Source organism: Aeromonas sp. 604176, from assembly GCF_049170755.1.
Classification (GTDB): Bacteria; Pseudomonadota; Gammaproteobacteria; order Enterobacterales; family Aeromonadaceae; genus Aeromonas; species Aeromonas veronii_A.
The window spans coordinates 1-11,024 of sequence record NZ_JAAKNE010000133.1; the positions used below are offsets into that span (position 1 = coordinate 1).

Genomic DNA, 11,024 nt, shown 5'->3' on the forward strand with positions numbered 1-11,024 from the left:
GATGTAACAAAACTGTCATGCAACCGCCATATAATGCCGCCAAGCCTAGCTTACATTGAGGTCTTGCATGTCATCGGAATCGTTAAACCTGGTCATGGCGGGCAGTAGAAAACGCCGGATCAAGGATAAATTGGCCAAATATGGCGTCACCACAGGCGGAGCCCTGGTACTGGTGGCGCTGCTGCTTATCTTCTTTTATCTGCTCTATGTGGTGAAACCCATCTTCAATGGCGCCTCCATGGAGCCAACTGCCTCATTTACCCTGCCTGCCGCAGGGAAGACCGCCTGGCTCGGCGTGGAAGAGCAGAACGAGATCGGCTATCGCTTCAGCGATAAAGGACTGGTCAACTTCTTCGCGGTGCAGGGAGATGACAAGATCAAGGTCGGGCAATCCCTTGGTCATGCTGAGGTCACCGGTGATGTCACTGCGGTGGCGCCACCGTCCCCTGGTCAGAAGCTGATCGCCTACGGTTTCGCCGATGGCAAGGCGCAGGTCGTCCAGCCTGCGTTCAAGGTCTCCTATCCCAACGATGTGCGGGTGATCGAACCCAGTCTGCAATATCCCTTTGGCGAGGAGCCGGTAGTGGTCGATCCGCAGGGCAAAGCGCTGCGTGCCATGGTATTTGAGGCCACCAAGGACAAGATGGCGACCGCCGCCGTGACCGAAGATGGTCGTGGCGTACTGATGGTGATGAGCGGTGAGGAGAACTTCCTCTCCGGCGAGATTGAGTGGAGCAGTGAGAACTACACCATTCCGTCCCTGCCGCGCCATGTGGATCAGATGCTTTTGACCCCCAATCTGCGGATCCTCTTTGTGCGGGAAGGCAATCGTCTCTCTGTCTATGACATTCATGACCTGAGCAATATATCCGTGCGCAACGTGCTGGAGATCAATGCGCCAGATGCCAACGTGACCCGGGTCGAGCTGCTCTCCGGTGCCTCCTCCCTGCTGGTGGGCAACGACAACGGCATCATCTCCCAGTGGTTTGAAGTGGCAAAAGATGGCAAACGCCAGTTCACTCAGATCCGTGACTTCAAGGGCGATGGCGCGGTGGATCTTCTGACCCCCGAGCACTATCGCAAAGCCTTCATCAGTGCCGACAAGGACGGCATCATCAGCTTCTTCCACGCCACTGGCGAGACCAAGCTGCTGACCGAGACGGTGGAAGGGGGTGAACTCTCTGCCCTGGCCATCTCCCCCCGTCACAACCTGTTGCTGATGCAGCAAGGGGAGACCTTCAAGCTTTTCTCGGTGGAGAACGATCACCCCGAGGTGACCTGGTCGGCCCTGTGGCAGAAGGTATGGTATGAAGGGTATCCGGAGCCCCAGTATGTGTGGCAATCCACCTCCGCCAGCAACGACTTTGAAGCCAAGCTGAGCCTGGTGCCACTGGTATTCGGTACGCTGAAAGCCTCTTTCTACGCCATGGTGTTTGCGGTGCCGCTCGGTGTCGCCGGTGCTATCTATACCGCCTACTTCATGTCGGCGGGGCTGCGCAAATACGTCAAACCGACGGTGGAGATCATGGCGGCGTTGCCGACCGTTATCCTGGGCTTCCTGGCGGGTCTGTGGCTGGCGCCCATCATAGAGGGGGCGCTGCCCGGGGTGATCCTGCTGTTGATCCTGCTGCCGATGGGGATGCTGTTGACCGCACTGGTCTGGAACTACCTGCCGGAGCGTGGCAAGTCCTGGCTGCCGGAGGGATGGCACGCCATCCTGCTTATTCCAGTGCTGCTGCTGATTGGCTGGGGGGCCTTCGCCCTGAGCCCGCTCATCGAGAATGCCTTTATGCACGGTGATTCGCGCATCTGGCTGACCCACGAAATGGGTATCAAGTTTGACCAGCGCAATTCGCTGGTGGTCGGTATCGCCATGGGCTTTGCGGTCATCCCCACCATCTTCTCCATCGCCGAAGATGCGGTCTTCTCGGTGCCCAAGCACCTGACCCAGGGCTCGCTGGCGTTGGGGGCTACCCCGTGGCAGACCCTGAGCCGGGTGGTGATCCTCACTGCCAGCCCGGGCATCTTCTCGGCGGTGATGATGGGCCTTGGCCGTGCCGTGGGCGAAACCATGATCGTACTGATGGCTACCGGCAACACCCCCATCATGGACTTCTCCATGTTCCAGGGGCTGCGTACTCTGGCCGCCAACATTGCGGTGGAAATGCCGGAGTCGGAAGTGGGCAGCTCCCACTATCGGGTACTGTTCCTCGCGGCCTTCGTCCTGTTTGTGTTCACCTTTATGTTCAACACCCTGGCCGAGTTTGTCCGTCAGCGGTTGCGTGAAAAATACAGCTCGATGTAAGGGGCGGCTCTGTAATGGACAAGGAATCGACAATGGGTAAGTGGTTTAAATCAGGGGCCCCCTGGATCTGGATGACCGGCGGAGCCGTCAGCCTGAGTCTGGTGGCGGTACTGGGTCTGCTGCTGCTGATCGGATGGCGTGGTCTGGTCTACTTCTGGCCGCACCCCATCTATGAGTGGCAGCTGGAGGACGCCAGCGGCAACAAGAGCGTGCTGATCGGCGAGATCAACGATCGCGAGCTGGTGCCGGTGGAGCGACTGCGCGCCGCAGGTCTGCCGCTGGAGGGGGAAGAGCGCGAGCTGCTGACCCGCTATCTGGTCAAGACCGGCAACCGTGAGTTCGTCGACCTCGATTTTCGCTGGGTATTGGAGACGGACATCAAGTCCCAGAGCCAGCCAGCCGAGCTGGCCATGGTTGAGCGTGCCACCAACGGTAACTTCTACGGTTATATCGTCGGGGTAAAAGAGGATGGCCGCGAGCTGACTTCGGATCTGCATCCTGCCCTGCAGCGGGTGCTGGCGCGAGCCAATGCCCTCTCCGAACAGGCCAACGATCTGCAAAAAGGGGACATCGGCAGCATCAACTATCAGCTGGAGCGGCTGCGCCTGAAAGAGCGCAAGGCCGAGCTGGAAGAGAAGCTGACCGATCAGCTGAAAGCTCAGCTGGAGCGTGAACGTCAGGCCCTTAACGATCGTTATCAGGTGCTGGAAAAAGAGCTCTTCTCACTGCGCAGTCAGGCTGACCGGGACAGCATCACCGTCAAGGATATGCGTGGCGAGCTGGTGACCATGCCCATGTCCAGGGTACTGGATGTGGTATGGCCCAACGACATGAGCCTGCTGGCCAAGGTGGGTCACTGGTTCCACCAGATCGGCAAGTTTGTATCCGACGATCCCCGTGAGGCGAACACCGAGGGCGGCGTCTTCCCGGCCATCTTCGGCACCGTCTTCATGGTGTTCCTGATGGCGATCATCGTGACCCCGCTCGGCGTGGTGGCGGCGGTCTACCTGCACGAGTACGCAGGCAAGAACAGCCTGACCAAGATCATCCGCATCGCGGTGATCAATCTGGCGGGCGTGCCCTCCATCGTCTACGGCGTGTTTGGTCTGGGCTTCTTCGTCTACACGCTCGGTGGCTCGCTGGATCAGCTGTTCTACCCGGAAGCGCTGCCGAGCCCGACCTTTGGTTCACCTGGCGTGATCTGGTCGGCGCTGACCCTGGCCATCCTGACCCTGCCGGTGGTGATCGTCTCCACCGAAGAGGGGCTGGCGCGGATCCCGAGCACCATCCGTCAGGGCTCGTTGGCACTGGGCGCCACCCAGGCCGAGACCCTGTGGCGCATCGTGCTGCCGATGGCGAGCCCGGCCATCATGACCGGCCTTATTCTGGCGATTGCCCGTGCAGCCGGTGAAGTGGCGCCACTGATGCTGGTGGGGGTGGTGAAACTGGCACCGACCCTGCCGATGGATGGCAACTTCCCGTATCTGCATGTGGAGCGCAAGTTCATGCACCTGGGCTTCCACATCTATGACGTCGGCTTCCAGAGCCCCAACGTCGAGGCGGCCCGCCCGCTGGTCTATGCCACCTCCTTCCTGCTGGTGACGGTGATCGTGGGTCTGAACCTGACCGCTATCGGTATTCGTAACCACTTGCGCGAGAAATTCCGGTCGCTGGAACATTGATAGGCCAGCCACCACAGAGACGGGCAGGGGACAGGGTTCCCTGCCAGCCAAGCGTTCCGGCCGCGGGCGATGAGATTGCCCGCCGCCACCGACAGATTTTGAGGTAACAGATGATCAACGTAACGACCACGTCTACCCAGCACACCGCGCTGGACCTGCTTAACCTGAGCCCGGAGCAGACCGCGCTGGAGGTGAAGGATCTCAACCTGTACTACGGCAGCAAGCAGGCGTTGTTCAACGTCAACATGAAGATCCCCAAAGGGCAGGTGACCGCCTTTATCGGCCCGTCAGGCTGTGGCAAATCGACCCTGCTGCGCTGCATCAACCGGATGAACGATCTGGTGGAGATCTGCCGCATCGACGGGGAGATCCTGCTGCACGGCCACAACATCTATGACAAGAGCGTGGATGTCTCCGCCCTGCGCCGTCAGGTGGGCATGGTGTTCCAGCGCCCGAACCCGTTCCCCAAGTCTATTTACGAGAACGTGGTCTATGGTCTGCGCCTGCAGGGGATCAACGATCGCCGCACTCTGGATGAGGCCGCCGAGCGCTCCCTGCGCGGTGCGGCCCTGTGGGACGAAGTGAAGGATCGTCTGCACGACAACGCTTTCGGTCTCTCCGGGGGTCAGCAGCAGCGTCTGGTGATCGCCCGCGCCATCGCCATCGAGCCGGAAGTGTTGCTGCTCGATGAACCGACATCGGCGCTCGACCCCATCTCCACCCTCACCATCGAGGAGTTGATCAACGAGCTCAAGAGCCAGTTCACCGTGGTGATTGTGACCCACAACATGCAACAGGCTGCGCGGGTGTCGGATCAGACCGCCTTCATGTATATGGGCGAGCTTATCGAGTACTCGGATACCAACACCATCTTCACTACACCGGCCAAGAAGAAGACCGAGGATTACATCACTGGTCGCTATGGCTAAGGCGTGGTTGAACCAGGGTTATGGATATGAACATGATGAGCAGCAATAAACAGATTACCGGTCAGTTCAACGGCTAAGGCATAATCGGAGCAATCAAGGATTATTTGTATGGACAATATGAACCTCAATAAACACATCTCCGGTCAGTTTAATGCCGAGCTAGAGAGCGTGCGCAACCAGGTGCTGGTGATGGGCGGTCTGGTGGAGCAGCAGCTCACCGACGCCATTGCGGCGATCCACGATCAGGATCTCGATGCGGCGCGCAAGATCGTGGCCAACGACCACAAGGTCAACGCGATGGAAGTGGCGATCGACGAGGAGTGCACCCGCATCATCGCCAAGCGTCAGCCGACTGCCTCCGACCTGCGACTGGTGATGGCCATCATCAAGACCATCACTGATCTTGAGCGTATTGGCGACGTGGCCGACAAGATCGCACGCATGCTGACCGACAACGCCAACAAGCCGCAGCCGCCGCTGGTGTCGCTGGAGAACATGGGCCGTCGCACCATCAAGATGCTGCACGATGTGCTCGACGCTTTCGCCCGCATGGATCTGGATGCGGCGTTGGCGGTCTACAAGGAAGATGACAAGGTAGACCGCGAGTACGAGTCCATCATCCGCGAGCTGATGACCTACATGATGGAAGATCCCCGCACTATCCCCCAGGTTCTCAACGTCCTGTGGGCGGCGCGAGCCATCGAGCGGGTCGGCGATCGCTGCCAGCACATCTGCGAGTACATCGTCTACTACGTGAAAGGCAAGGATGTGCGCCACACCAAGGCGGACGATCTGGGCACCCTGCTGGGCAAGGGCTAACCGGAAGTGAATAAAAAGGCGCGTGAAGCGCCTTTTTTGTTGCATAACTGGTCGGAGTAAGATAAAGCCCCCAACTGGCTGTTTTCTGATAGAATACTCCCCCTGTGTGAGTCCCGGATGGGCTCACGGTCCGGTCTCCCGGGCCCAGTTTGCCGTCTTGTGCTAAGGCGGGTGTAGCAATAGGTTAATCATGAGTTTTGCCGATAGTTTGTTCTTTTTAATGCTGCTGGTTGGCGGCAGTGTGTTCTTCTCCCTCTCCGAGATCTCTCTCGCCGCGTCTCGCAAAATCAAATTGCAGGTGATGGCGGATGAAGGTAATCGCCAGGCCGAAAAGGTGCTGGCCCTGCAGGCCCAGCCGGGCAACTTTTTCACCGTGGTGCAGATTGGCCTCAATACCGTCGCCATTCTGGGCGGTATCCTGGGTGAGTCTGCCCTCAACCCCGCCATCAAGGGGATTGTCTCCCAGTTCTACCAAGGGCCCTGGCTTGGCGAGATCAGCTCCGGTGCCTCCTTCGTGTTCGTCACCGGCATGTTTATCCTGATCGCTGATCTGATGCCCAAGCGTCTGGCCATGATCATGCCCGAGCAGATTGCCGTGGTGGTGGTGCGCCCCATGCTCTTCTTCGTCACCCTGCTGATGCCGCTGGTATGGATTTTCAATGGTCTGGCCAATACCCTGTTTCGCCTGATGCGCATTTCTACAGAGCGCAACGACGAGATCACCTCCGATGATATCTATGCGGTAATGGATGCCGGTGCCGAGGCTGGAGTTATCCAGCGCGAGGAGCATCAACTCATCGAGAACGTGTTCGAACTGCAGTCACTCTGCGTCACCTCCGCCATGACGGCTCGCGAGAGCCTCATCTACTTCACCCTGCAAGAGGATGAAGAGGACATCAAGGCGAAGATCGCCGAACACCCCCACAACAAGTTTCTGGTCTGTGACCACAACCTCGACAGCATCAAGGGCTTTGTCGATGCCAAGGAGCTGCTGATCCGCGTCATCAGCGGCCAGAGCATCGATCTCAACAGCGGCTCGCTGGTACAAAACGTCATCATCATTCCCGATACCCTGAACCTCTATGAGGCGATGGAGTACTTCAAAAATCATCGTGGCGACTTTGCCGTGGTGATGAACGAGTACGCGCTGGTGGTGGGGATCGTCACCATGAACGACCTGATGAGCACCGTCATGGGCGAGTGGGCGACCCACGTGGTGGAAGAGCAGATCGTCCAGCGGGACGAGAACTCCTGGCTGGTGGACGGGGTGACCCCGATCTCAGACGTGATGCGCGCCTTCGATATAGAAGAGTTTCCGGACGATCAGAACTACGAGACCATCGCCGGTTTCATCATGTATATGCTGCGCAAGATCCCCAAGCGCACTGACTCGGTCAAATATGCCGGTTACAAGTTCGAAGTGGTGGATATCGACAGTTACAAGATCGATCAGCTGCTGGTTACCCGGGTCGAGCCGGTGGTGGCCGAGAAGCCAGCTCAGGAATCGTAAAAGGAGCGACATAAAAGTCATGAAGATGCAGTCTCATTCCCGTGCGCTGGCCTGTGTCGCGCTCGCCCTGGCACTGGGTGCCTGTAGCCAGAGCGCGCCGCGCAAAGCCACAGTGGCAGCCAAGCCGGTTGCCCCCAAGCCCGCGGTGGTCGTGCCGCAGCCGGATCCCGATGCGGTGGTGCAAAGCGGCATGGCCGAGCCGAGCCCGGTCTTTGATGAGCAGTACCATGGCCCGGATCAGGGGTCGCTGGAGTCGGTGACCGCCCTGTTTGCCCGTGGCTACATCGAGTCGGCTATGCGCGAGACCATGCTGGCGGCGGTGCACAACGACTATCCGCTGCTCGGCATGCGGGATGTGCGGTTGACCGATCCGGTCTCCAAATTCCTCACCTCCGAGCATGCGGCCACCACGGCCCATGACTACCTATATGCAGGCGTACAGCGTCGCCTCGGTCGTCCGCTCAGCCCTGCCCAGTGGGAGCAGATCTGGCGCGGTTTGCCGCAGCAGGGTCGGGTCTCCGACTGGGTCAAACAGATTAAGCGAGTGCTGGCCGGGCGTTAAGTCGCCAGCGGATCAAGATAGTGATGAGGCCACCTTTGGGTGGCCTCTTGCATTTCTGCGTTTGCCTCGCCGTTTGCACGCTGATTTCTGCTGATACTGATTGCCGCCCGTGGCACTTTGTTTTATCTTACTTTGGCCATCTAAATATCTATGTGTTTAGATGGCTGCATAATAAAAGGGCTTCCCAGGATGAAGCGGGACGATCTGCAGCGATTCGATGCGAAACCGCAGATCAACAAAACAAACAGATAAATACGCAAATAAACAACGCACATAACTAAGAGACACGACAGATGGAAACCAGGGAATTGTGGGTGCTGGATGGGGGTATGGGGCGCGAGCTGGCACGGCGGGGTGCACCGTTTCGTCAGCCGGAGTGGTCGGCGCTGGCCCTGATGGAGGCGCCAGAGACGGTGCGCGACGTGCATCAGGCCTATGTGGCGAGCGGAGCCCGGGTCATTACTACCAATAGCTATGCGCTGGTGCCGTTTCATATCGGCGATGAGCGTTTCTTTGCCGACGGGGAGGGGCTGGCAGCGCTGGCCGGACAACTGGCCCGTGAGGTGGCTGACGCGCAGAAGGGCGCCGTGCAGGTGGCGGGCTCTCTGCCGCCGCTGTTTGGCTCCTACCGTGCCGACCTGTTCAAGGCGGACAAGGTGAGCGAGCTGGCGACGCCGCTTATCCGCGCGCTATCCCCTTATGTGGATATCTGGTTGGCCGAGACCATGAGCCTGATTGCCGAGCCACTGGCCCTGAAAGCGCTGCTGCCTGACGATGGCAAGCCGTTCTGGGCCTCCTTCACGCTGGAAGATGAGGCGCCGGGCAACGAGCCGCGACTGCGTTCCGGCGAGCGGGTGGCTGATGCGGTTACCGCACTGGTGGCGGCCGGAGTCGATGCCATCCTGTTCAATTGCTGTCAGCCCGAGGTGATCGAGGGGGCCCTCGAGGTTGCCCGCACCCGATTGCAGGCGCTGGGCCGCGCAGACATTCGCCTCGGTGCCTATGCCAACGCCTTCCCGCCGCAACCCAAAGAGGCCACCGCCAACGACGGACTGGACGAGATCCGTGCCGATCTGGGGCCGCTGGATTACCTTGGCTGGGCTGAGCGCTGGCGCGCAGCCGGGGCGAACTTGATCGGCGGTTGCTGCGGTATCGGCCCCGAGCATATTCAGGCGCTGAGCCGCCGGTTGCGCTAAGGAGCTTCCATGAAAGAGAGCAAGATTGGGCTCTGGTCACTCACCGCGCTGGTGTTCAGCTCCATGGTGGGGGCGGGGATTTTCAGCCTGCCCCAGAACATGGCCGAGGTGGCAGGAGCGCGCGCCGTGCTGATCGGCTGGGGCGTGACGGGGGTGGGCATCCTGGCGCTCGCCATGAGTTTTCTCTATCTGTCGCGACTCAGACCCGATCTCGACGGCGGCATCTACAGCTACGCCCGCGCCGGTTTTGGCGAGCTGGTGGGCTTCTTCTCCGCCTGGGGCTATTGGCTCTGCGCCACCATCGGCGTGGTGGGCTATCTGGTGATCGCCTTTGCGGCGCTGGGCAGCTTCGTCGATACGCCGGAGCAGGTCTGGTTTGGTGAGGGCAACACTCTGGCGGCGTTTGTCGGCGAGTCCTGCATCCTCTGGGCGGTGCACCTGCTGGTGGCCCGCGGCGTGCAGCAGGCGGCACTGTTCAATCTGGTGGCGACCCTGGCCAAGAGTCTGCCGCTGCTGCTGTTTATCCTGTTCGCCTGCTACTGGTTCGATCCGGTCACCTTCGCGGCGGATCAGCGGGGCAGCACCCTGGCGGTGCCGGTCTCCGAGCAGGTGCGCAATACCATGCTCATCACTCTCTGGGTCTTCACCGGTATCGAGGGGGCAGCGGTGTTGTCGGCCCGCGCCAGAAACCGGCGGGATGTGGGTACGGCCACTGTGCTCGGCGTGGTACTAGCGCTGCTGCTCTATGTGCTTATCTCGGTGCTGGCGCTCGGAATATTGAGTCGGCCTGAGCTGGCTGCGCAGCCCAACCCCTCCATGGCAGGGCTGATGGCCCAGATGACCGGCTCCTGGGGCAAGCTGCTCATCAGCGTCGGCCTGATCGTCTCGGTGCTTGCCTCCTACGTGAGCTGGACCCTCTTCTCCGCGGAGGTTCCGTTCAGCGCGGCCCGACACGGTGCGTTTCCCGCCATCTTCCGGCGCCAGAACCGCAATGGGACGCCTATCGCATCGCTCTGGCTCACCAGCTTGACGGTGCAGACTTGCCTGCTGCTGGTGTGGCTGCTCGGCAAGGGCTACACCAGCCTGCTGCTTATTTCTACCTCGATGATTTTGGTGCCCTACCTGCTGATCGGCCTGTTTCTGCTCAAGCTCTCGTTCAGCAAGAAGGGTGAGGGCGGGCAGGGCCGCGGTCTGATGCGGGCGGTAGCGCTGGTATCGAGTTGTTACGGTTTCTGGCTGCTCTATGCTGCCGGGGTGGAGTATCTGCTGCTGTCGTTGCTGCTCTACGGGCCGGGTCTGCTGCTGTTTCTCTACAGCCGCCGTCAGCTGGGCGCAGATCTTTGCCTGAGTGGTCGCGAACGGCTGTTGGCCGGAGTGACCTTGCTGAGCCTGATCCCCGCCGTCTGGTCGTTCGCCCATCTCTGATATCGAAGAGGTGACTGACCATAAAAGAGAGCGCCACCGTGGCGCTCTCTTGTTATCAGGGACTTGCTATCCGGGACGAAGGCTCAGCGGCTGGCAGGTCCGGCCGGTTTGCCAAACAGCACCGCGAGTTTTTGTCGCCAGGGTAGGCCACGGGCGTCGCGCAGCATGTCGCGCCACTCGTGGAAGGTGAGGGTGAGGGGGTTAAAGCTGTGGATCGGCTTGGTGATGCCGAAGCGGCATGGCTCGGCAGGATCCTCCTCGACAAAGGTGCCGAACAGCCTATCCCAGATGATCAGCATCCCGGCGAAGTTGCGGTCTATGTACTTGGCGTTGCTGGCGTGATGCACCCTGTGGTGGGAGGGGGTGTTGAAGACCCACTCAAGCCAGCCGAGTTTGCCCACCACCTGGGTGTGGACGAAGAACTGGAAGCCCAGACTCAGCAGCACGGTGGCGACCACCGCCTCAGGCGGGAAGCCGATGACAATCATCGGGATCCAGAACAGCCACATGCCGGAGATCGGGTACATCAGGCTCTGGCGAAAAGCGGTGGAGAGGTTGAGCCGCTCCGAGCTGTGGTGCACCACGTGGGAGGCCCA

9 protein-coding genes are annotated in these 11,024 nt (G+C 60.2%); 8 read left to right on the forward strand and 1 reads right to left on the reverse strand.

What is annotated here, in order from left to right; all coding sequences use genetic code 11:
* The first annotated feature begins 67 nt into the window (after nt 1-67).
* The 8 genes from G5358_RS18320 to G5358_RS18355 all read left to right on the forward strand — a co-directional run bounded on the left by G5358_RS18320 (nt 68) and on the right by G5358_RS18355 (nt 10,428).
* Nucleotides 68-2,305: an ABC transporter permease subunit gene (locus G5358_RS18320; RefSeq protein WP_266133795.1), complete on the forward strand. Its 2,238-nt coding sequence runs from the start codon at nt 68-70 to the stop codon at nt 2,303-2,305.
* 32 nt (nt 2,306-2,337) lie between these two features.
* A complete protein-coding gene (pstA, locus tag G5358_RS18325) occupies nt 2,338-3,987 on the forward strand; it encodes a phosphate ABC transporter permease PstA (RefSeq protein WP_042012620.1) in 1,650 nt (549 codons plus the stop codon).
* A 110-nt stretch (nt 3,988-4,097) separates the two neighbouring features.
* Nucleotides 4,098-4,916, forward strand: coding sequence for a phosphate ABC transporter ATP-binding protein PstB (gene pstB, locus G5358_RS18330; RefSeq protein ID WP_216954080.1), 819 nt, complete (start codon nt 4,098-4,100; stop codon nt 4,914-4,916).
* Between the two features lie 108 nt (nt 4,917-5,024).
* Nucleotides 5,025-5,735, forward strand: coding sequence for a phosphate signaling complex protein PhoU (phoU, locus tag G5358_RS18335; RefSeq protein WP_005334097.1), 711 nt, complete (start codon nt 5,025-5,027; stop codon nt 5,733-5,735).
* Nucleotides 5,736-5,925: 190 nt separating this feature from the next.
* Complete coding sequence (locus tag G5358_RS18340; protein ID WP_216954078.1) at nt 5,926-7,245, forward strand: hemolysin family protein; 1,320 nt, start codon at nt 5,926-5,928, stop codon at nt 7,243-7,245.
* Nucleotides 7,246-7,264: 19 nt separating this feature from the next.
* Nucleotides 7,265-7,807: a hypothetical protein gene (locus G5358_RS18345; protein WP_069555291.1), complete on the forward strand. Its 543-nt coding sequence runs from the start codon at nt 7,265-7,267 to the stop codon at nt 7,805-7,807.
* 293 nt (nt 7,808-8,100) lie between these two features.
* Nucleotides 8,101-9,003 carry a homocysteine S-methyltransferase family protein gene (locus tag G5358_RS18350; protein WP_421324653.1) on the forward strand — a complete coding sequence of 301 codons (903 nt, stop codon included), beginning with the start codon at nt 8,101-8,103 and terminating at the stop codon, nt 9,001-9,003.
* A 9-nt stretch (nt 9,004-9,012) separates the two neighbouring features.
* A complete protein-coding gene (locus G5358_RS18355; protein ID WP_421324654.1) occupies nt 9,013-10,428 on the forward strand; it encodes a basic amino acid/polyamine antiporter in 1,416 nt (471 codons plus the stop codon).
* Nucleotides 10,429-10,511: 83 nt separating this feature from the next.
* Here G5358_RS18355 and G5358_RS18360 read toward each other — a convergent pair.
* Nucleotides 10,512-11,024 (reverse strand): sterol desaturase family protein (locus tag G5358_RS18360; RefSeq protein ID WP_421324655.1); only part of this gene is annotated, 513 nt, incomplete at its 5' end.